The sequence below is a fragment of the Streptomyces sp. NPDC058470 genome, assembly GCF_042721055.1.
Lineage (GTDB): Bacteria > Actinomycetota > Actinomycetes > Streptomycetales > Streptomycetaceae > Streptomyces.
On sequence record NZ_JBHXMF010000025.1, the window covers coordinates 67,453 to 88,491 of the forward strand.

The 21,039-nt window shown below is 69.4% G+C and carries 15 protein-coding genes; 7 read left to right on the forward strand and 8 right to left on the reverse strand.

The window, feature by feature from the left end; genetic code table 11:
* Positions 1 to 38 precede the first annotated feature (38 nt).
* From ACFWP7_RS19895 to ACFWP7_RS19905, 3 genes are all read right to left on the reverse strand, one after another.
* Positions 39 to 1,358: a lanthionine synthetase LanC family protein gene (locus ACFWP7_RS19895; protein ID WP_384382847.1), complete on the reverse strand. Its 1,320-nt coding sequence runs from the start codon at positions 1,356 to 1,358 to the stop codon at positions 39 to 41.
* A 91-nt stretch (positions 1,359 to 1,449) separates the two neighbouring features.
* Positions 1,450 to 3,300 (reverse strand): protein kinase, encoded by a 1,851-nt coding sequence (locus tag ACFWP7_RS19900; RefSeq protein ID WP_384382848.1) that lies wholly within the window; start codon positions 3,298 to 3,300, stop codon positions 1,450 to 1,452.
* Between the two features lie 298 nt (positions 3,301 to 3,598).
* Complete coding sequence (locus ACFWP7_RS19905; RefSeq protein ID WP_384382849.1) at positions 3,599 to 4,498, reverse strand: helix-turn-helix domain-containing protein; 900 nt, start codon at positions 4,496 to 4,498, stop codon at positions 3,599 to 3,601.
* A gap of 161 nt (positions 4,499 to 4,659) precedes the next feature.
* Between ACFWP7_RS19905 and ACFWP7_RS19910 the strand changes: the two genes are divergently transcribed.
* Together ACFWP7_RS19910 and ACFWP7_RS19915 are read left to right on the forward strand one after the other, a co-directional pair.
* Complete coding sequence (locus tag ACFWP7_RS19910; protein ID WP_384382850.1) at positions 4,660 to 5,418, forward strand: dienelactone hydrolase family protein; 759 nt, start codon at positions 4,660 to 4,662, stop codon at positions 5,416 to 5,418.
* Positions 5,415 to 5,630 (forward strand): hypothetical protein, encoded by a 216-nt coding sequence (locus tag ACFWP7_RS19915; RefSeq protein ID WP_384382851.1) that lies wholly within the window; start codon positions 5,415 to 5,417, stop codon positions 5,628 to 5,630. Before ACFWP7_RS19910 ends, ACFWP7_RS19915 begins: the two co-directional genes overlap by 4 nt.
* 128 nt (positions 5,631 to 5,758) lie before the next feature.
* On the opposite strand, the gene ACFWP7_RS19920 is transcribed toward ACFWP7_RS19915, so the two are convergent.
* Positions 5,759 to 6,433 carry a TetR/AcrR family transcriptional regulator gene (locus ACFWP7_RS19920; protein WP_384382852.1) on the reverse strand — a complete coding sequence of 225 codons (675 nt, stop codon included), beginning with the start codon at positions 6,431 to 6,433 and terminating at the stop codon, positions 5,759 to 5,761.
* A gap of 249 nt (positions 6,434 to 6,682) precedes the next feature.
* Positions 6,683 to 7,417, reverse strand: coding sequence for a DUF2993 domain-containing protein (locus tag ACFWP7_RS19925; RefSeq protein WP_384382853.1), 735 nt, complete (start codon positions 7,415 to 7,417; stop codon positions 6,683 to 6,685).
* A gap of 377 nt (positions 7,418 to 7,794) precedes the next feature.
* Here ACFWP7_RS19925 and ACFWP7_RS19930 point away from each other — a divergent pair, with 377 nt between their 5' ends.
* The 3 genes from ACFWP7_RS19930 to ACFWP7_RS19940 all read left to right on the forward strand — a co-directional run bounded on the left by ACFWP7_RS19930 (position 7,795) and on the right by ACFWP7_RS19940 (position 16,314).
* The gene (locus tag ACFWP7_RS19930) at positions 7,795 to 9,402 is read left to right on the forward strand and encodes an MFS transporter (protein WP_384382854.1); all 1,608 of its coding nucleotides are present in this window, start codon (positions 7,795 to 7,797) and stop codon (positions 9,400 to 9,402) included.
* A 165-nt stretch (positions 9,403 to 9,567) separates the two neighbouring features.
* Complete coding sequence (locus tag ACFWP7_RS19935; protein WP_384382855.1) at positions 9,568 to 11,781, forward strand: MMPL family transporter; 2,214 nt, start codon at positions 9,568 to 9,570, stop codon at positions 11,779 to 11,781.
* A gap of 240 nt (positions 11,782 to 12,021) precedes the next feature.
* Positions 12,022 to 16,314, forward strand: coding sequence for a discoidin domain-containing protein (locus tag ACFWP7_RS19940; RefSeq protein ID WP_384382856.1), 4,293 nt, complete (start codon positions 12,022 to 12,024; stop codon positions 16,312 to 16,314).
* Between the two features lie 69 nt (positions 16,315 to 16,383).
* On the opposite strand, the gene ACFWP7_RS19945 is transcribed toward ACFWP7_RS19940, so the two are convergent.
* Together ACFWP7_RS19945 and ACFWP7_RS19950 are read right to left on the reverse strand one after the other, a co-directional pair.
* The gene (locus ACFWP7_RS19945) at positions 16,384 to 17,601 is read right to left on the reverse strand and encodes a cytochrome P450 (RefSeq protein ID WP_384382857.1); all 1,218 of its coding nucleotides are present in this window, start codon (positions 17,599 to 17,601) and stop codon (positions 16,384 to 16,386) included.
* A gap of 43 nt (positions 17,602 to 17,644) precedes the next feature.
* Positions 17,645 to 17,836, reverse strand: coding sequence for a ferredoxin (locus tag ACFWP7_RS19950; protein ID WP_384382858.1), 192 nt, complete (start codon positions 17,834 to 17,836; stop codon positions 17,645 to 17,647).
* Positions 17,837 to 18,004: 168 nt separating this feature from the next.
* Here ACFWP7_RS19950 and ACFWP7_RS19955 point away from each other — a divergent pair, with 168 nt between their 5' ends.
* Positions 18,005 to 18,469, forward strand: a complete 465-nt coding sequence (locus tag ACFWP7_RS19955) for a MarR family winged helix-turn-helix transcriptional regulator (protein WP_384382859.1) — start codon at positions 18,005 to 18,007, stop codon at positions 18,467 to 18,469.
* A gap of 363 nt (positions 18,470 to 18,832) precedes the next feature.
* Complete coding sequence (locus tag ACFWP7_RS19960) at positions 18,833 to 19,885, forward strand: right-handed parallel beta-helix repeat-containing protein (RefSeq protein WP_384382860.1); 1,053 nt, start codon at positions 18,833 to 18,835, stop codon at positions 19,883 to 19,885.
* A gap of 46 nt (positions 19,886 to 19,931) precedes the next feature.
* Here the strand turns inward: ACFWP7_RS19960 and ACFWP7_RS19965 are convergent, their stop codons facing one another.
* Positions 19,932 to 21,038: a glycoside hydrolase family 99 protein gene (locus ACFWP7_RS19965; protein WP_384382861.1), complete on the reverse strand. Its 1,107-nt coding sequence runs from the start codon at positions 21,036 to 21,038 to the stop codon at positions 19,932 to 19,934.
* Position 21,039: the final 1 nt, after the last annotated feature.

Consider the following 21,039-nt stretch of genomic DNA (forward strand, 5'->3'; position numbering starts at 1 on the left):
GTCGGCCGGACAGCGCGGGCCTGTCCGCTCACCTCACCTCACGCCGCCGTGCTCCGCAGGTGTGCCGGTACGGCCCACCACTGGTCCGGGCGGTCCACCACCACGGCGTTCGGGCCCGTCTCCAGGAACCGGTCGAGGCGCAGGAGGTATGCGGCGATGCCCGCCGCGCCCTGCATCCACGTCGTGCCGGGCGGCAGCAGGGGAGGGTCCTGACGGTATTCCACGAAGCGCCAGCGGGCACCCGCCTCGTCTCTGACCGCCCGTTCCACCAGCGCGTCACCCATCCCGCGCGCCGCCTGTATCAGGGTCTCCGCCCGCGCTGCCCCGTCGCAGTCCTGCGCCGCGTCCAGAAGGATGTCTCCCACACCCGCCGTTCCGCAGCAGCGGCCGTCGTTGTCCCAGAAGCCGGGGCGCAGGCGCTGCGGGACTCCCGAGGCGAGGATCGACGTCAGGCAGCGCTGCCGCAACTCGTCGACTCCGAAGCCCGCCACCTTGCTCACGCCCGCGTGCGACAGGGCCGAGAACAGGTGAGAGGTGCCCGCCGGGCCGTGGCACCACGTGTACGTCACCGGTTCCACCTCCCGCTTGGACGGCGGGATGGTGTGCGGGACGATGAAACCGCCGTCCTCCAACGAGCCCACGGACAGGACGTGTTGGGCTCCCGCCACCGCGGCCTCGACGAAGTCCTCCCGGCCGAGCGCCGCTCCGGCCACCGCCAGCGCCGAGGCCACCCCGGCGGTGCCGTGCGAGTAGTTCGGCGCCCGCCACTCCGTGGTCGCCCCGATTCCCCAGTCCAGGCCCGCCTCCGTGCGGTGCGCCACCCGCAGCAGGGCCTCGCAGCCCGTCGCCGCGATCCCCTCCGCGAAGTCACCGCCCGCCCAGACCGCGGTCAGCACCACTCCCGCGGTGCCCATGATGATGTCGTTCAGGGGCGCGTCCGAATCCGGTTCGAACTCGACTGTGGTCTTCCAGCCTTCGGGAGTCGTCAGGGCGGAGAGCCGGCGCAGCGCGACCGATTCCCGGCCCGGGTCCAGCAGCTTCAGCGCCAGGACATCGCCCGCCAGACCGTCGTACAGCGAGGGCTCCGTCTTGTCCTGCGCCAAGGCCGACAGCCTGGACACGATTCCGGCCGCCAGGCTCCGTTCCCGCTCGCTCAGCTCCCGGTACCGCGCGATCTCCGCCAGCACGGGGGCCAGGCCCGCGATGCCCGAGTACAGGGTGTCGCGGTCCTCCGTCGGCCCCTCGTCCTTGGCGGCATCCGGCACCGTCTCCGGCAGCCACGGCCCCTCGTCGTCCCGCACCTGGTCCAACACCCACGACCAGGCGGCCTCGCCCAGTTCCCGATAATCGCCGCTCACTGTCACTCCGCTACGCTACAGGTGGGTCCTCGTCCGGAATCCAGCGGTCACCACGGCCACGGGCACGGCGGGCCAGTCGGCTCGGTGTGCGTCAGGACCACTTCCACACCTGGTTGGTGCTGCCCGCGCATCCCCACGCCTGGACCTGCTGACCGTCCTGTCCGGAGGTGGCGGCCTCGGCGTCGAGGCAGAAGCCGTTCGGGACGCTGACGAGTGTGTTGCCGCCGGATGAGCCGGAGGTGCCGAGCCGCCACCTCTGGGTGCTCAGCCCGTTGCAGTTCCTTGCCTGGACCGTCTGGTCGGACCGGTCGGCCGCGCCGGCGTCCAGGCAGCGGTGGCTGCCCTGGTTGACGACGATGTACTGGGAGTCCTGTCCGGGCACCCGGTGCAGCGCCCACTGCTGAGTGGCCGTGCCCGTGCACGTCCAGACCTCCGCGTACACGCCTCCGGTGGCGACGTCGAGACACCTCGCGACCTGGACGGCGTTGACGCTCTCGGTCACGGCGAGTGTGCCGAACTTGACCGGGCCGCGCGGCTGACCGTAGAGAAGCGTCTTGGTCCGTGCGTCGACCTTGCCGTTGACGACCGTCCCGGCCTCGGTCTGGAAGACCTTCACCGCGGCGAGGGTGTCCGTGCCGAACTGCCCGTCGGCCGTGACGTGCAGGCCGTAGCCGACGAGGAGGAGCTGCAGGGCGCTGACGCAGTCGCCGTGGGCCCCGGAGACGATCTCGGCGGGGCACGCGTCGGACCGGATGTCGGGTGTCGACGGAGCCGGCGTCTTCTCGGCCGTCTGGTCTGCCTGGTCGACGTCGTCGGCCTGCGAGGGCGAAGCCGTGGGCGGCGGCGAGTTGCCCGGTGTCGTGGTCGGCGCTCCGGGCGGCGCCGGGGACGTCTGGGGCCAGGGACCGGCCGTCGGTGGGGCGGCGCCGTCCTGCAGCGCTGCCACGGTGATGCCTCCGGCGACGACGACGGCCGCCACCGCGGCGGCGCCCACGGCCAGCCTTCCGCGCTTCCTGGAGGCGGAGACGGCAGGGCTGCCGGGCACGGCGGGCGGCTCGGCGGGGGCGGGTGCGCGATTCCGGGTGAACCGGGGTGGGCTGCCGGCCGGTGCGGACAGTTGGTGCCCGATGGCGGTCCTGAACAGGGCCTCAGGCACCGGCCGTTGCTCGGGATCCTTGTCCAGACAGGTACGGATGAACGCGGCCAGTTCCGCGTCCACGGATTTCACCTTGTCGAGGGCATCCTCCCGGGGCGGTTCGAAGGCCACCCGGTGCAGGACGTCGACGCCCGTACCCTCGCCGAACGGCGCCTGCCCCGCGACCGCGTAGGTGAGGGTGGAGGCCAGCGAGAAGATGTCGGAGGCGGCGGTCACCTCCCTGCCTCTGACCTGTTCCGGGGACATGTAGGCGGGGGTTCCCACGTTCTGACCCGTGGCGGTGATCGTGGTGCCGTCGGTGGTCTGGACGACGCCGAAGTCGATGACGCGGGCGCCGTCGGACCCCAGGATCACGTTCGACGGCTTGAGGTCGCGATGCACCAGCCCCACGCGCCAGATGGCCTCGATCGCACGGCCCACGTCGGCCAGCAGGCGCCATGCCGCCGCGGAGTCGATGGGGCCGCGCTCGCTGACGACTTCGGCGAGAGTGGGCCCGGGTATGTACTCGGTGGCGACCCAGACCAGGTCCTCGTCGCAGCCGCTGCCCATCAGCCGCACGACGTGCGCCCCCTTGACGCGGTCCAAGGCGCCGACCTCGCGCTCGAAGCGCTTCCGGAACAGCGGGTCCTCCGCGTACTCGGGCCGGATCACCTTGACCGCCGCCAGACCCGACCTGCCGGTGGTCTTCCGGCCCAGATAGACCCGGCCCATGCCACCGCTGCCGAGCACCGACTCCAACCTGTAGGGGCCCGCCTGCCGCGGATCGCTCTTCCGGAGTGGGACCACGGGTGGCGGCTCCATACCGGCTGCCGCATAGGCCATGGTTTCGGACCGGCTGAGGTCGAGATCTCGCATGGGGGTTCCCGGTCTCTGGCGTGGCGCGTGTGATCGCGAGACTAGCGCAGTACACCTGTGCGATAGGCGAGTTGGCCCGCTTCCACAGCAAGAGGGATCTCCACGGCACCGGGTACGGCGCCCAGCGGGGTGAGAGCGGCAGGTCGCGAGGGATCGCGGCTCCTGTTTCCGGGTCCTTGCGGGACTGGTTGATCGAGGTTGCTCGTCGACCCTGGACGCGTTCTCTGTCCTACAGCATCCAGTTGCCCTGGGCAGGCGCTCGTCCCTGCGGCACTTTCTGATGGTCCGCCAGGCTGCCCAGCAGGGCCAGTCCGTGGGCCGAGGGGCTGTCGGGCTCGGCGTGGTAGACGAGCAGCATCAGGCCGCTGGTGCCGGCGACGGCCAGCTTCTCCAGCCGGAGGTCCAGCGGTCCGAGCTGCGGATGGTCGATCAGGGCGGTGCCGCCGGACCTGGGACGGACATCGTGGCGTGCCCACAGACGGCGGAACGTCTCGCTGTGTACAGACAGTTCACCGACCAGGGCTTCCAGCCGCGGGTCGTCCGCACTCGTACCGGCGTAGGCGCGCAGCCCGGCGGTCAGGCTCACCGTCAGGTCGTCCCAGTCCCGGTGCAGGTCACGGACGGCCGGGTTGAGGAACGTCTCGCGCAGCAGGTTGACGCTTTCGCGGTGGGCCGGGGAGAGGGCCTGGGCCGGTGGGTTGGCCACCCGGACATCGCCGACCGGGCCGATGACGAGCGCGGGTGACATGGTCCAGGACGCCACGAGCTGCCTGATGCCCGAGGGCACCGGCTCCGTACCGAAGGGCCTGCGCCTGAGTGGCGTGTGCGCGGCGAGCCGGTGCAGGTGGGCTGTGGCGTCGGCGTCGAGCCGCATCGCACCGGTGAGGGCGTCGACGACCTGCGCCGAGGGGTGACGGTCCCGGCCCTGTTCGAGCCGGATGTAGTACTCGGTGCTGATGCCGGCCAGCAGCGCTACTTCCGGGCGGCGCAGGCCGGGAACCCGCCTGCGGGACAGGTCGGGCAGCCCGAACTCCGCCGGATGCAGCTGCGCCCGCCGTGCGCGGAGGTACTCGCCCAGCGGGCCGGGGTCCTGGCCTCCCGGGCCCTGGCTTCCTTCCGATGCATCCATTCCACCAGCGTAAACAGTCGCCTCCTGGTGTGCGTAGCCCTGCGGCTACCACCCTTTGGTGGGACACGACACAGCGGTGCTGCCTGTCTAGGCTGATCGTCATCCCGGCGGCCGGTCCCCGGCGCGTCGGGACGGACAAGGACGCGGAAAGGCGGCGCGACATGCCGACGACGACCCAGGACATCGATCTGGGCGAGCTCAGCGCCGGGCGTGGTGGCTCGCAGCCGCTGCGCGGCTACCTGGCGCGGCCGTCGCAGGACGCACACGGCCCCGGGCCCTGGCCCGGTGTCGTGGTGGTGCACGAGGCCTTCGGGCTGGACGAGCAGGCCAAGGGACAGACGGAGCGTCTCGCCGCGGCGGGTTTTCTGACCCTCGCGGTGGACCTGTTCAGCGCGGGAGGTGTCCGCCGCTGTCTGGTGTCGACCATCCGCGCCCTGAACCGGGGCGAGGGGCGGGCCTTCACCGATATCGGCACCGGGCGTGAGTGGCTGGGCCGGTCGCCGGATCAGGCGGGCGGTATCGGAGTCATCGGGTTCTGTCTCGGCGGCGGCTTCGCCCTGCTGACCGCTGCCGGGTACGGCTTCGACGCCGCATCGGTCAACTACGGGTTCCCGCCCAAGGACTTGGACGCCCGGATCGCCGGCGCCTGCCCCGTGGTCGCCAGTTACGGCGGCCGGGACCGGCCACTGCGTGGCGCCGCCGCCACCCTGGAGACCGCCCTGACCGGTGCCGGGATCGTGCACGACGTGAAGGAGTACCCGGGCGCCGGGCACAGCTTCCTCAACTCCGCACCCAATGGGCCACGCGTCCTGCGGCCACTGCTCAGGGTGGCGGGCATCGGGCCCGACCCCGCCGCGGCGGATGAAGCCTGGCGTCGTATCGAGACCTTCTTCCACGCCCATCTCGAAGGAGGCTCATGAACGTGCAACGTACGGCCATGGCCGCGCCGGTGGCCGTCACCGCGGTCGCCTTACCGGTGATCGCCGGATCTGCCACCGCCGTCGACAGGGCGCGTGCCGACTTCGCCCGGGTCGCCTCGGGCCGCACCACCACCACCGCCGCCGCGCATCGGGCGCTGGGCGCCCCCGTGTACGACCAGGAGCACGGGACGAGCCGCCGGCACCGATCATGAGGAAGGCGTTCGGCCTCGCGGCCTCCGCCTCACACGATGCGGAGGCGGCCGTACGGCCCGGCTGGGCGGCGGCGCCCGTATGCCGCGTCTTTCACCGCCGTCCTTGCCGGAACGTGGAGGAGGGGCCGTCAGCCCGCCTCCGTGGCGGACGATGCGACCGCCGTCTCGGTCCTGCGGGAGGCCAACAGGGCCGAGAGCTCGCGCAGTTCGGCCTCCGCGCGCCCGGCCGGTACGCCAGCCGCGGTCAGCGCCGCGATCGCCGTCGCCGTGCCGTCGTCCTGCCAGGCACCGGAGTTGACGCTCTCCAGCAGCGCCAGGCACAGCGCCTCCAAGGCCGAACTCAGCACGGGCGGCGGGACGTTGGTGTGGAATGCGCCGTAGGACTGGCCGCGTTCCAGGATGGCGGTGACCGCCTCACGGGCGGGGGCCAGTACCTCGGACACGCGTTCCGCGCCCAGGTCGCGTCGCGCCAGCCCGATCAGCATCCGATAGCGGTCGCCGACCGTCCAGATCGCCAGGACGAATCTGGCCAGGGCACGTTCGGGCGGCTCGCTCGGCGTGTCCGCTCGCTCGACCGCCTCGCGCACCGACTGCGACGCCTCTTCCGCCACCGCCTCCAGGAGCGCGAGGCGTCCCGGGAAGTGCCCGAACACGGTGCGCCGCACCACGCCGGTGGCCTGCGCGATCTCCTCGATCGTGGCGTCCGGGTTCTTGCCCAGCTCCTGCCGCGCGACGGCCAGGATGCGCTCGCGGTTGGCGCGGGCGTTGCGTCGGCTGGGTTCGGGAGCGGCGGTCGTGGCCATGGCGGAACCTTTATGGTCGGTGCGTGCCCGGGCGGACGGATTCCGCAGGCACATGATCAATCACTCGCAATTCTGCGCATCACTGGGCAATCGGGCAATCCGCCTCCCGCCGCCTCCTGACGCCGGAGGTCGCGTGCCCAGTCGCCCCCGGCCGGGAGAGGTCGTCAGCCCGGCCGTCCCGACCCTCAGGGCTCACCTGCCTGGTCGTCCCCGACCCTCAGGGCTCACCTGGCCGGCTGTCCCCGGCCGTCAGGTGTCGCTCTCCGACGAGCCGTCCATCCTGAAGGTGACGTCGCGGCCCGACAGTCTCGCGGTGAGACCCGACGAGTTCGTGGAGAGGCTGTCCAGGGCAAGTCCGCGCGGGATGTTCTGCAGAGGGATCGGCCTGGCGAAGATGTCATTGATCAACTTCCGTGCAGAGTCGGGCAGTTGATCCGAATCGATGGTCAGATCCTCGAAGGCGATGCTGGTGGGTCCTCCCTTGGCGACCCTTGCGCTGACCTCGAACTGCCCCACCAGCGGCGCGTCCACGGTCGCGGCGACCCGCCCGGGCGTGGCACCCGCTTTCACCTCGATGCCCAGCGCGTCGGAAATGTCGCGGTAGGTGACGAGTGCCGTCGCTGTGGTGGAGCCGGCCTGAGCGGTGTCCGCGTCCGAGTTCCGCTTGAGGTGCGTCATGTGGACGTCCAGCTCCGCCACGGCGATCGGGTTCGCCGAGTCCGCCGGGATGTCCTTCGCGGAGATGTCGACGCGGTCGAGAGTGCCGCGGGCCAGCTGAGGGATGACGGGGCGGCCTTGTATCTCGACCTGTGACGTGGCGCCGGTCGCGTCGTCGAAGGCCTGGGCGGTCTGCCACTCCGTGAACTTGAGTGCCGTGAAATCGGCGCCGACGGTCAGCAGCGGGATGGCCGCGAGCGCCGGGACGAGGACGCGGCGCCGTCGCCAGAACTGACGGGGGCGGCCGGTCGGGTCTGTGCTGGGCATCGGTGGCGTCCCCCTGCGTTGTAGCGCACGTACTTGCCAGTGGCTGGGCAACTTAGCTCGCTGCTCGTATATGTGCAAATAGATGGTGTGGCTGGTGGAGGTCGGCCGCGGCCCGGCGGCGGAGTGGGTGCCGCCGGGTCACGGCTTTCGCGCCGCCCGGCCGGTGAGGCCGATGCGACTCCGGTGCCCTGCAGCCTCGCCAGGCTTCGGATCCCGGTGCGTGCCCGTCCCCACGGGCGCGCGTTCCGGATGCGCGGTCATGCCCTGTACGTGGCGCGCCGCCGGAACCTGTCTCCATATTTGCACGGCGATGAGCAAGAAGCTAGTCTGCACGTGACTGAGCAAGTAAGTGCTTTTGATCCACGAAGGAAGCTGGCATGCGTCTCTTTGTGTCGACCCCTGTCGACCGCATGAACGGTCCCTACTCGAAGCGGTGGTGGGCGCTGCTGGTCCTGTGCCTGAGCCTGTTGATCATCGTGATGGCGAACACCGCGCTGATCGTGGCCGCACCGGACATGACCCGTGACCTCGGCCTGGACAGCAGTGAGCTGCAGTGGGTCATCGACGCATACACCGTTCCCTATGCGGCACTGATGCTGCTGCTGGGCGCGGTGGGAGACAAGTACAGCCGTCGCGGCGCGCTCGTGCTCGGCCTCGCCGTCTTCGCGGGCGGCTCCGTGGCGGGCAGCCTGGTGGACTCCGCGGGCGCCGTCATAGTGGCCCGGGCCGTGATGGGAGTGGGCGCCGCGATGATCATGCCGGCGACGCTCTCCCTGCTGGTGGCGACCTTCCCCCGCAGCGAACGTGCGCGGGCGATCACCGCCTGGACCGCCACCTCGGGACTCGGTGTCGCCTTCGGCCCGCTCATCGCGGGCTGGCTCCTTGAGGACCACGCCTGGGGCTCGACCTTCCTCATCAACGTGCCGATCGCGCTCGCCGGAATCGTGGGGACCTTCCTGCTGGTTCCGCCATCCCGCGCGCAGGGCATGGGCAGGATCGACCTGGTCGGCGGTCTGCTGTCGATCGTCGCCATCGGTGCGCTGGTCTACTCGATCATCGAGGGGCCGCACTTCGGATGGACCGCCGGTCCCATCGCCGCCGCTGTTGTCGCGGTCCTCGGCCTTCTCGCCTTCGTCCTCTGGGAACTCCGCCACCCGCACCCCGTGCTCGATGTGCGCAAGTTCCGTGACCGGACGTTCAGCGGTTCGACGATCGCGGTCCTGCTGTTCTTCCTCGGCACCTTCGGCGCCATCTACTACATCACCCAGCACCTGCAGTTCGTCCTGGGCTACAGCCCCCTCGAAACCGGTTTCCGGATGCTGCCGCTCGCCGGGGGCGTCTGCGTCGGTGCCGTGGTGACCGGGCGTCTCACACCGCGGCTCGGTCTGCGGACGATGGTCGTCACGGGCATGTCCATCGGCACCCTCGCGGTCCTCCTGCTGACGCAGGTCGACTCGGGCTCCACGTACAGCAGCTTCCTCGCCCCGTTCATCCTGCTCGGGTTCGCCGTCGGGCTCAGCGTCTCGCCCTGCACCGACACGATCATGGGCGCCTTCCCGGAGAACGAACTGGGAGTGGGCGGCGGCGTCAACGACACCGCGCTCGAACTCGGCGGCTCGCTCGGCATCGCGATCCTCGGCTCCCTGCTGGCGACCTCGTACCGCGACAATCTGACGGACTCCGTGGGCAAGGCGCTGCCCCCCGAGGCGCTCGATGTCGCGCGTGACTCCATCGGCGGGGCGCTCGCCGTCGCCGAACAGATCGCCCAGAGTCCGGCGGCGGGTCCCGCCCAGGCACAGGCCCTCGTCTCGGCGGCCGACAGCGCGTTCTCCGACGCCCTGGCCACCACGAGCATCGTCGCCGCCGTCATCATGGGCGCCGGCACGCTGATCGTCCTCGCGCTGCTGCCCGGCCGCAAGAACAGGGCCCGGCTCGAATCGGCCCCGGAGAGCGAGAGCGACAGGACTCCCGTGGCGCTGGGCTGACGTTCCCCCGGATGGACTCCTCTCCTCGCGGTGGGCCGAGGGTGAGTCGACAGTGGGCGGAGAGCGCGGATCCGGGCTCTCCGCCCATCAGCGGGACTCACTGCGCGCAACGGCCGAGCCCTTCGCCCCTCGGCGGAGACCGGTCCTTCACGTCCGGGAGCAAGCGTGTCCGTCTATCTGTTCCGCCTGGCCCGATGGGCGTTCCGGCGTCGCCGACTCGTCCTCGCCCTGTGGATCCTGGCGGCCGGGACCGCGATCACCCTCTCGGTCGTCGGCGGAGGCAAGACCGACAACACCTTCACGGTCCCCGGGACCGAGTCGCAGCGCGCCACCAACCTCCTCAAGGAGAAGCTGCCCGCGCTGAGCGGTGGCCAGACGCAGATCGTGTTCGCGACCCACGGGGACACCAAGGTCACCGACCCCTCCTACAAAGCAGGCATCGAGGCCTCGATCGAGGGGCTGAAGAAGGTGCCGCAAGTAGGCCTGGTCACTGACCCCTTCGCCTCGAAGGCGATCTCCAAGAACGGCAATGTCGCCCTCGGCTCGGTGCAGTACGACGCCCAGCCGACCGACGTGAAGGGATCGACCCTGGACGCGGTCAAGGCCGCCGTGGTCCCGGCGCGGAATGCGGGCGTGGACGTCGAGTACTCCGGAAGTGTCTACCCGGGCTGGAACCAGACGATCTCGGAACTGCCCGAACTCATCGGCCTGCTGGTCGCCTTCGTGATCCTGACGATCACGTTCGGAGCCTTCGTGGCCGCCGGGCTGCCGATCCTCACCGCCATTATCGGCCTGGTCGTCACCCTGATGAGCGTGTCCGCCCTGGCCTCGGTCATGACGATCGCCTCGACCTCGACGACCGTGGCCACGATGCTCGGACTGTCCTGCGGCATCGACTACGGCCTGTTCATCCTGGCCCGGCACCGGAACAACCTGCTCACCGGCATGAGCATCGAGGACTCGGTCGCCCTGGCCGCCGGCACCTCGGGCAGCTCGGTCGTCTTCGCCGCGCTCACCGTGATGATCGCGCTCTGCGGGCTCGCCGTGGTCGGCATCCCGTTCCTCACCGTGATGGGGTTCGCCGCCGCGGGGGCCGTACTGATCGCCCTGCTCATCGCCCTGACGCTGATGCCCGCCATGCTGGGCTTCGCCGGGAACAAGGTGGCGAGTTTCATCCGTACGCCACTGCGCCCGGACCACCACGAGAACGTCGCCCAGATCGCGGCCAACGAACCGGCAAGCACCTTCGGGGCCGGCTGGGCACGGTTCGTGGTGCGTTGGCGGGTGCCGCTGCTCATCGGCGGGGTCGCCTTCCTCGTGGTGCTCGCGCTGCCCGTCACCAGGATGGACCTGGGGCTGCCCGGCGCATCGTCGAAGCCGAAGAGCGACACCGCGCGCAAGGCCTACGACCTGACCACGGCCAACTTCGGTGCGGGCTTCAACGGCCCGCTCCTGGTGGTCGCCGACGGTGTTTCCGGCGACTCGGCGGCGACCCCGATCACCGACCGGCTGGCCAAGGTCCCCGGCGTCGTGGCCGCCGCGCCGATGGCGGTGAACAACGGCGTCGCCGTCATCCGGGTGACCCCGAGCACCGGTCCCAACGACGACGCCACCACCGATCTCGTGAACGGGATCCGGGACGACCGGGCCGCGGTCGCGGGCGACTCCGGGGCCCAGATCCTGGTCGGCGGCACCACCGCCTCCAACATCGACGTGTCGAGCAAACTCTCCGCCGCGCTCCCGGTGTTCCTGGTCGTCGTGGTCGGCCTGGCGTTCCTTCTGCTGACGCTGGCCTTTCGCACGATTCTCGTGCCGATCAAGTCGATCATCGGGTTCCTGCTGTCGGTGGCCGCGGCGTTCGGCGCGCAGGTCGCGATGTTCCAATGGGGCTGGGGAGAGCACCTGTTCGGCATCACACCGAGCCAGACCATCAGCTTCCTGCCCCTGCTGATGCTCGCGATCATCTTCGGACTCTCCAGCGACTACGAGGTGTTCGTCGTCTCCCGGATCAAGGAGGACTTCACCAAGAACGGTGAGGCCGTCAAGGCCGTGGAACGCGGCACCGGGCAGTCGGCGCGCGTGGTGACCGCTGCCGCACTGATCATGTTCAGCATCTTCGTGGCCTTCATGTTCACCGACGACCCGACCATCAAGGCCATCGGCTTCAGCTTCGCCGTCGGTGTGCTCCTCGACGCGTTCGTGGTCCGGCTCACCCTGGTGCCCGCCGTCATGGCGATCGTCGGCGCGAAGATCTGGTACCACCCGAAGTGGTTCGCCTCCTACATCCCCGACCTCGACATCGAGGGGGACCGTCTCCAGCACGAGTTCGAGGATCACGGCCCCGACCGGCCCTCGGACGAGCGGGCGGCCCAGGTCTAGCGCCGCCTTCGATCGAGGTCGGCGGCCACGCCGACAAGCAGCAACTGCCGCGACAGACACGGTCTGTCGCGGTTCTGCTGTGCCCTTCTCAACAGCAGTGAGCAACTATCTCTGCACAGACTGTGGACTCAACAACATCACCATGCAAATCTGCAATAACTGAACGCAAAAACTCGATTCTCGCTCTCTTGTGAGTCTTCCGCGTCCCCCGTGACGACACCGCTCAAGGGCAGGGGAACCATGAACAGACATCGTTGGAGAGGCCGCCTGCTGGCCGCTCTGCTGACCACCGCGCTGGCCCTCATAGGGCTCCCGGCGCTGACCACGACCGCGACCGCGGCCGGCGGACCCAACCTCGCCGCAGGCAAGACCGCCACCGCGAGCAGCTCCAATTCCGGCTACGGAGCCGCCAACCTCACGGACGGCAACGCCGCCACGTACTGGGAGAGTTCGGGATCGAGCTTCCCCCAGTGGGCCCAGACCGACCTCGGCACCAGCGTCCGCGTGGACGAGGTGGTCCTGAAGCTCCCCGGTTCCTGGGAGAGCCGCAACCAGACGCTCGCCGTGCAGGGCAGCGCTGACGGCACCAGTTTCGAGACCATCAAGACCTCGGCGTCGTACGCCTTCACGCCGGGCGCCGCGAACACGGTGACCATCTCGTTCCCGGCCACCCAGACCCGCTTCGTGCGCGTCAACATCACCGCGAACACCGGATGGGCGGCCGCGCAGCTCTCCGAACTCGAGGTCCACGGTGCGACCGACTCCTCCGGGAACCTGGCCGCCGGCAAGCAGTTCACCGCGAGCAGTTCGACACAGACGTACATCGCGGCGAACGCGGGCGACGGCAACCGGGCCAGCTACTGGGAGAGCAGCAACAACGCTCTTCCGCAGTGGGTCCAGGTCGACCTCGGCGCATCCGTACGCGTCGACCGCGTGACGCTGCGGCTGCCGACCAACTGGGGTGCGCGCACCCAGACCCTCAAGCTCCAGGGCAGCACCACCGGTTCGGACTTCAGCGACCTCACCGCCTCGCAGGCACTCGCCTTCAACGCGACGAACGACCAGTCGCAGACCCTGAGCTTCAACGCCACCACCACGCGCTACGTCCGAGTCCTCGTCACGGCCAACACGGGTCAACCCGCGGGCCAGCTCGCGGAGTTGGAGGTCTATGGGCCGACCACCGGTGACACCCAGGCACCCACAGCGCCCACCGCGCTGGCCTACACCCAACCCGCCACCGGGCAAATCAGGTTGACGTGGACGGCCGCCACCGACAACGTCGGCGTCACCGGCTACGACATCTACGCCAACGGCGTGCTGCGCGCCTCGGTGGACGGTGCCGCCACGACGTATACCGACACCCAGCCCGCCTCGGCGACCGTCGCCTACTACGTGCGGGCCAAGGACGCGGCGGGCAACCAGTCCGCCAACAGCAACACGGTGACCCGCACGGGAGATTCGGGCGACGTGCAGGCCCCGACCGCACCCGCCGGCCTGGCCTTCACGGAGGCCACCAGCGGTCAGGTCAAGCTCACCTGGCAGGCGTCCACCGACAACGTGGCGGTCACCGGCTACGACGTCTACGCCAACGGCACGCTGCGCCAGAGTGTCGCCGGCACCGTCTTGACCTACACGGACACCCAGACCGCGTCGGCCACGGTGACGTACTACGTGCGGGCGAAGGACGCGGCGGGCAACCAGTCCGCCAACAGCAACACCGTCACCCGTAACGGCTCCACGACCGATGACGCGAACCTCGCCGTGGGCAAGGCCATCACGGCGTCGTCCTCCGTCTACACGTTCGTCGCGACGAACGCCAACGACGACAAGACCAGCACGTACTGGGAGGGCGGTGCGGGCTACCCGAACAGCCTGACGGTGAAGCTCGGCGCCAACGCCGACGTCAACACCGTTGTCCTGAAGCTGAGTCCGGACGCCGCCTGGGCCACGCGGACCCAGCGGATCCAGGTGCTCGGCCGGGAGCAGAACGCCACCGCGTTCACCAGCCTGGTCGCCGCGCAGGACTACACGTTCAACCCGACGAGCGCCAACACGGTGCGGATCGCTGTCACGGGCCGCATCGCGGACGTCCAGCTCGTGTTCACCGCCAACTCGGGGGCACCCGCCGGACAGGTCGCCGAGTTCCAGGTCCTTGGCACACCCGCCCCGAACCCGGACCTCCAGGTCACCGGCATCACCTCGGCCCCGGCCAGTCCGGTCGAGTCCGACGCCGTGAAGCTGACGGCGACCGTGCGCAACGCGGGCACGGAAGCGTCGGCCGCCACCGACGTCCAGTTCCAGCTGGGCGGCACCAAGGTCGGCACCGCAGCCGTCGGCGCGCTCGCAGTGGGCGCCTCGGCGACGGTCACCGCCGACATCGGCGCTCGCGAGGCCGGCACCTACCAGGTCAGCGCGATCGCCGACCCGGACAACAAGGTCATCGAACAGAACGAGGCCAACAACTCCTACACCAGCCCCACCGCCCTGGTCGTCAAGCCGGTGTCCAGCTCCGACCTGGTGGCCTCCCCCGTCAGCTGGTCGCCGAGCTCGCCCGGCGAGGGCGACACGGTCACCTTCTCCGCCACCCTGAAGAACCAGGGCACGGTGGCCACCGCAACAGGCAGCCACGGCATCACCCTCACCGTGCTCGACGCCTCCGGCGCGACGGTGAAGACCCTCACCGGCGCCTACAGCGGTGCGATCGCGGCAGGCGCCACCGCCGCCCCGGTGAACCTGGGCACCTGGACCGCGGGCAACGGCAAGTTCACCGTGAAGACGGTGATCGACCCCGACGCCAACGAACTGGAGGTCAAGCGCGCCAACAACACCAGCAGCCAGTCGCTGTTCGTCGGCCGCGGCGCCAGCATGCCGTTCGACAACTACGAGGCCGAGGACGGCACCGTGGGCGGCGGCGCCCAGACGGTCGGACCCAACCGCACCGTCGGCGACATCGCCGGCGAGGCCTCGGGCCGCAAGGCCGTCACGCTCAACAACACCGGCAACTACGTGGAATGGACCACCAAGGCCAGCACCAACACCCTGGTGACCCGTTTCTCCATCCCGGACTCCGCGTCCGGCGGCGGCACCAACTCCACGCTGAACGTCTACGTCAACGGCACGTTCCTCAAGGCCATCGACCTGACGTCCAAGTACGCCTGGCTGTACGGGGCGGAGGCCGGCCCCGGCAACTCCCCGGGCTCGGGCGCGCCCCGGCACATCTACGACGAGGCGAACCTGTTGCTCGGCCAGACAGTCCCGGCCGGCAGCAAGATCCGGCTCCAGAAGGACGCCGCGAACTCCTCCACCTACGCGATCGACTTCGTGAGCCTGGAGCAGGTTACGGCGACCCCCAACCCGGACCCGGCGACGTACGTCGTGCCGACCGGATTCGCACACCAGGACGTGCAGAACGCGCTCGACAAGGTGCGCATGGACACCACCGGCAAGCTCGTCGGCGTCTATCTGCCCGCCGGTGACTACGAGACGTCGAGCAAGTTCCAGGTGTACGGCAAGGCGGTCAAGGTCGTCGGCGCCGGGCCCTGGTTCACGCGCTTCCGCGCACCGTCCTCGCAGGAGAACACCGACATCGGCTTCCGAGCCGACGGGACCGCGAAGGGGTCGTCGTTCGCGAACTTCGCGTACTTCGGCAACTACACCTCCCGCATCGACGGTCCGGGCAAGGTGTTCGACTTCTCAGGCGTCTCCGACATCACCATCGACAACATCTGGAACGAACACATGGTGTGCCTCTACTGGGGCGCCAACACCGACAACATCACCATCAAGAACTCGCGGATCCGCGACATGTTCGCCGACGGTGTCAACATGACCAACGGCAGCACGGACAACCACGTCGTCAACAACGAGGCGCGGGCCACCGGCGACGACAGCTTCGCGCTGTTCTCCGCGATCGACGCCGGCGGGGCCGACGAGAAGAACAACCTCTACGAGAACCTCACGACGATCCTGACGTGGCGCGCGGCGGGTATCGCCGTCTACGGCGGCTTCAACAACACCTTCCGCAACATCCACATCGCCGACACGCTGGTCTACTCCGGCATCACCGTCAGTTCGCTGGACTTCGGTTACCCGATGAACGGCTTCGGGACGGAACCGACGACCCTGGAGAACATCTCGATCGTCCGCGCGGGCGGCCATTTCTGGGGAGCGCAGACCTTCCCCGGCATCTGGATGTTCTCCGCGTCGAAGGTCTTCCAGGGAATCCGCGTCAACAACGTCGACATCGTCGATCCGACGTACAGCGGCATCATGTTCCAGACCAACTACGTGGGAGGACAGCCTCAGTTCCCGATCAAGGACACCATCCTCACGGACGTGACGATCTCCGGCGCGCACAAGAGCGGCGACGCCTACGACGCGAAGTCCGGGTTCGGCCTGTGGGCCAATGAGTTGCCGGAGGCCGGCCAAGGGCCCGCCGTCGGTGAAGTCACCTTCCACAACCTGAAGTTGAGCGACAACGCGCTGGACGTGAAGAACACGACGTCCACGTTCAAGATCAACCTGTTGCCCTAGCGCACTCAGTGCGCCGAGGGCCTGGCATGACCGGGTGGCGGGGCTTCCGGGCCCCGCCACCCGGGTCGTTCACCAGGCGACGGGCAGTTCGTGGACGCCGTAGACGCCCATGTCGGTACGGAAGCGAACCTCGTCCAGTGGCCGGTCGATGCGCAGTCCGGGGAAGCGCCGCAGCAGGGCGGGGTAGGCGAGTTGCAGTTCCATCCGGGCGAGGTTCTGGCCGAGGCACTGGTGGGTCCCGGTACCGAAGGCGAGATGGCGACGGGCCTGCGGCCTGTCCACATCCAAGCGGTCGGGATCCTCGAAGATCTCAGGATCCCGGTTACCGATCTCGGCGGCGCAGATCACGCCGTCACCCGCACGGATGATCTGCCCGTCGATCCAGATGTCCTCCAGAGCCACACGGCGCCGTCCCAGGTGCACGACGGTCAGGTACCGCAGCAGTTCCTCCACCGCCCCCGCGACACGTGCCGGACTTCCGTCGCGTACCGCGGCCAGCTGATCGGGGTACTGGAGGAGCGTGGCGGTGCCGAGCGCGATCATGTTGGCGGTCGTCTCATGACCCGCCACCAGCAACAGCAAGGCCTGCTTGGCGCACTCCTCACGCGTGCTGACACCGGTCCGCAGGTACTGCGTGGCCATGCGGCTGAGCAGATCGTCGGTCGGGCGGTCGGCCTTGCCCTCGACCAGGTGGCCCAGGTAGTCGAGCAGTTCCCGCGTGGCGGCGACGGCATCCTGCGGGGTGCTCCGGGTGTTGACCAGGACGGCACTGGTGCGCTGGAAGAACTCGTGGTCCTCGTACGGGACGCCTAGCAGTTCGCAGATCACCAGCGAGGGGAGCGGCAGCGCGAACGCGGTGACCAGATCGACCGGCGGTCCTGCCTTCTCCATGGCGTCCAGCAGCTCCGTGATGATTTCCCCGATACGCGGCCGCAGCGACTCGGTGCGCTTGACGGTGAAGTCCGCCGTGAACCGGCGCCGCTGCTCGCTGTGCTGGGGATCATCCATGGAGATGAACGTCTGGCTCTCGGCGATCTGCGCCTGGGCGCCTGCGCTGGAGAAGGGGAAGCCGGATTGTGTGATGTCCGAACTGATCCGCTCGTCGCGCAGCAACGTGACCTGGTCCGCGTGGCGGGTCACCAGCCAGGCGATCTGTCCGTTCCACAGGCTGACGCGGGACACCGGCGCCTCCTCGAGCAGCCGGGCGCGCTCGGGGGGAGGGTCGAAGGGGCAACCAGGCGCGCGCGGTGTGCTGTAGGCAGGCGGTGCGGTGGGGGTCTCGGTCATCGCTTTCCTTCCGGAGTGGGGGGTATGCGTGGTCGGATCGGTGTCAGGAGAGGGTGATCGCCGCCGCAGGACAGATGTGGGCTGCCTCCTGGACCGCGGCGTGCAGCCCGGCCGACGGCCGGTGGTCCAGGACGACGACGATCCCGTCCTCGTCGCGCTGGTCGAAGACCTCGGGGGCCGCCAGTACGCACTGGCCGGCTGCGCAGCATTTGTCGGTGTCCACGGTGATCTGCATGTCTCAACTCCTCTGGGAGAACGCCACAACGACTTTGCCATTACTTACCGTAAGTAAGTTGACTCATGCGGAGGCTAGCGCTCCGCTCGGCGGCGGACAATCGGGAGCTGCATGTAGGGGGCATATTTCTGGCCACGGGCGCAGCGGTGCGTGTTGCATCATCGGTGGGTGGAACTCACCGAACCCTCCGACCGCACGGCGCTGGGCAGTCTGCAGACGGCCCTGTCCGCGCTGTCCTACGCCATGAGCGGCAATCAGACCCACGCGCGGCTGCGCCGAGAGTCGGGTGTCACCATCGACCGCGCCTCGCTCGCCGTGCTCCGAGTGCTCTCGGCGTCACCGTCGCCCTTGCTGCTGCGGGAACTCGCGGAAGCGCTGATGGTGAAAGCCCCGCACGTCACCAGGGAGGTCCGCCGTCTGGAAGAACTGGGCCTCGTGGAAACCACCCGCGAACCCGGCGACCAGCGAGCACGCCGGGTCGCCCCCACCGAAGATGGCCGAGAAGCGGTGGCCCGCACCGAGACGACGGGCGGGCAGTGGCTCGCTGAGGCGCTGAGCGGCTTCTCGGCGAGCGACGTGCGCATCACGGCAGCCGTCATCGACCGGATCGTCGATGCCTATCGGCACCCCTGATCTGCGACCGCCGAGAGGCCGCCGGAGTGGAAGGGTGTCGGCGGGGCGGTCGGTGTGGAAGGGCGGGTGTCGGCGGGGCGGTCGGTGTGGAAGGGCGGGTGTCGGCGAGGCCATCGGAGCCGAACGCCGGGTGCCCGCGGAGCCGTCGGAGTCGAACGACGGGTGCCCGAGAGCGCCTTCGGCGGTGCCCGCGACCGTATACACGGCGTTGAAGTCGTTGCAAAGATCTCTCTCAGGGACCTTGACACGGGTTCACCATGGCAAACACTCTGTTCCCCGGTCGAAGTTAGGAACGTTTCCTAATCGTCGGCTTGAGTCGGTCGCCCCTGGCCAAGTCCCCCCACGTCCCCCGGAGTCGTCCCCATGCAAGAGTCCCGTGCGGATACGTTCCCCCACCCCACCGGCAGCCACAGGCGGCGCACCCGCCGTTTTCTGACCCTCTCGGTGGTTGCGGCCGCGGCAGTGGGCGGGCTTGCCTTCGCGACCTTGCCAGGGTCCGCCTCGGCTGCCGCCGCCGTCCGCACGGTCAGTGTCTCCACCGCCGCGCAGCTCACCGCGGCGCTGGCCGACGCCAAGGCGGGCGACACCATTCAGCTCGCCGACGGCGTGTACGAGGGGCAGTTCAAGGCCACCGCAGACGGCACCTCGACCTCCGCGATCACGCTGACCGGAAGCAGCAAGGCGGTGCTGAAGTCCAACGGCGGCAACGGCTACGGCCTGTGGCTCAGCTCCGCGCCCTACTGGAAGGTCACGGGAATCACCGTCGACGACTCCGTCAAGGGCATCGTGCTGGACGCCTCCCCGTACGCCACCCTCACCGATGTGCACGTCCACGACATCGGCTACGAAGCCGTCCACTTCCGCTCGGGCAGCGACCACGGGATCATCCAGAACTCCAACATCCACGACATCGGCACCACCCAGCCCTCGTACGGCGAAGGCGTCTACATCGGTTCCGCGAACAGCAACTGGGACCAGTACGCCGGCCCCACCGGCGTCGACGCCTCCGACTACGTCCAGGTCCTCAACAACAAGATCGGCCCCAATGTCGCCGCCGAAGGCATCGACATCAAGGAAGGCACCAAGGGCGGCACGGTCCGCGGCAACACCCTCGACGGAACCGGCGAGAAGAACCAGAACTCCGGCGACTCCACGATCGACGTCAAGGGTGACAACTACGTCATCGACGCGAACACCGTGTCCACCCCGTACACAGACGGTTTCCAGGTCCACAACGTCTACGACCCCTACGGCTGCGGCAACAAGTTCACCAGCAACAAGTTCACGCTCGGCTCCGCGCCCGGCTACGGCATCAACGTCACCGACAACAGCGGCTGCGCTACCAAGAACACCGTGGCGCCCTCCAACACCTCCAGCGGCGGCAAGGGCCTGACGAACATCACCGTCAGCGGGTGACACCGCTCCAACGGGTGGCCCCTGCCGCCGTGTCGGTGACCCGGCGTCAGCGGCCGGCGGCCAGCGCGGCCTCGAAGCGGGCCACCCACTGGGCTGTTCGGTCCAGATAGGCCGTCTCGGCGCGTGCGCCCCGCCGTCCGTAGGCACCCTCGTAGGAGAGGTAGTCGAGGGTGCCCGGCGTACGCGCCGTCGCCGGTTCGATCTGGGTGCCCTCGTGCCACTCGTTGAACGAGGTGATGCTCACCCAGTCCGGCGGGGCGTCACCGTGGCCGCTCTCCAGCGCGTACTCCCACTCCAGGTCGTAGATGCGGCCGTCGGCGCGGTCCAGGGTGGGGCTCGTGTTGCCGGGGACCGCCCGGTCGTCCAGATAGCCGGGGCCGAGCGATGGCGCCCACGGTATGCCGCGCTCGGCGCAGAACGCGGCGACCGCGGTCCAGTCGGGGCGGTTGGCGGTCGCGATGGCGTCGTAGGTGTAGACGCCGCCGAAGTCGCCGATGCGGGAGAGGTCCCAGGTCTGCGCCATGACGATGGCGATGTCGTCGACCTCGTGCAGCGCCGACCAGTCGACGGTGAGCAGGCTGTTGAACACGTAGTACGCGCACCGGCCGCCGTACGCTTCGGCGCGGTGGAAGGCGGGGTGATCGCCGTAGAGGCCGGTCAGATAGCGGACGTCCGCGACCACCGACGCGGCGTCCCGGCCCTGGTACGGCTCGATGTGCCAGGCGACCTGGATCCCCTCGGCGGCGGCCGCGTCCAGGACGACGGGCGCCATCCGGTCCTCGTAACTGCCCTGCCCCCACCAGCTGCTGACCAGCACGCCGATGCCTGCCCGTCGCAGCCAGCGCATGTGCCGGGCGACCGCCCCGCGCAGGTCGCCGGAGTCGTAGGCGCCGAGCACCGGGAAGTAGTTGGCACTGATGTTGTCGGGCGGAGTGAGCTCGCCCTGCTGCCAGTGCCGCCACTCGCCGTTCACCTTCGGGGATCCGTACCAGGGGTAGTAGAAGATGTGCGCGTTCGCGGAGAGTCCCCTGGGGCGAGCGGAGGCCGAGGCGGTGGGTGCCGTACCGGCGGCGAGCGCGGCGGCGCCGACGGCCGCTCCGCCCGCGAGTAACCCTCTTCGGGACAGGGAGCCGGGGTACCGGGGAACGTTCATG

Bases quoted from the DNA above. Each gene is read 5' to 3' on its own strand.
- ACFWP7_RS19925 (WP_384382853.1), bottom strand. From the start codon at position 7,417: ATGCCCAGCACAGACCCGACCGGCCGCCCCCGTCAGTTCTGGCGACGG.
- ACFWP7_RS19950 (WP_384382858.1), bottom strand. From the start codon at position 17,836: ATGCAGATCACCGTGGACACCGACAAATGCTGCGCAGCCGGCCAGTGC.
- ACFWP7_RS19945 (WP_384382857.1), bottom strand. From the start codon at position 17,601: ATGACCGAGACCCCCACCGCACCGCCTGCCTACAGCACACCGCGCGCG.
- ACFWP7_RS19940 (WP_384382856.1), top strand. From the start codon at position 12,022: ATGAACAGACATCGTTGGAGAGGCCGCCTGCTGGCCGCTCTGCTGACC.
- ACFWP7_RS19910 (WP_384382850.1), top strand. From the start codon at position 4,660: ATGCCGACGACGACCCAGGACATCGATCTGGGCGAGCTCAGCGCCGGG.
- ACFWP7_RS19920 (WP_384382852.1), bottom strand. From the start codon at position 6,433: ATGGCCACGACCGCCGCTCCCGAACCCAGCCGACGCAACGCCCGCGCC.
- ACFWP7_RS19905 (WP_384382849.1), bottom strand. From the start codon at position 4,498: ATGGATGCATCGGAAGGAAGCCAGGGCCCGGGAGGCCAGGACCCCGGC.
- ACFWP7_RS19915 (WP_384382851.1), top strand. From the start codon at position 5,415: ATGAACGTGCAACGTACGGCCATGGCCGCGCCGGTGGCCGTCACCGCG.
- ACFWP7_RS19930 (WP_384382854.1), top strand. From the start codon at position 7,795: ATGCGTCTCTTTGTGTCGACCCCTGTCGACCGCATGAACGGTCCCTAC.
- ACFWP7_RS19965 (WP_384382861.1), bottom strand. From the start codon at position 21,038: ATGAACGTTCCCCGGTACCCCGGCTCCCTGTCCCGAAGAGGGTTACTC.
- ACFWP7_RS19960 (WP_384382860.1), top strand. From the start codon at position 18,833: ATGCAAGAGTCCCGTGCGGATACGTTCCCCCACCCCACCGGCAGCCAC.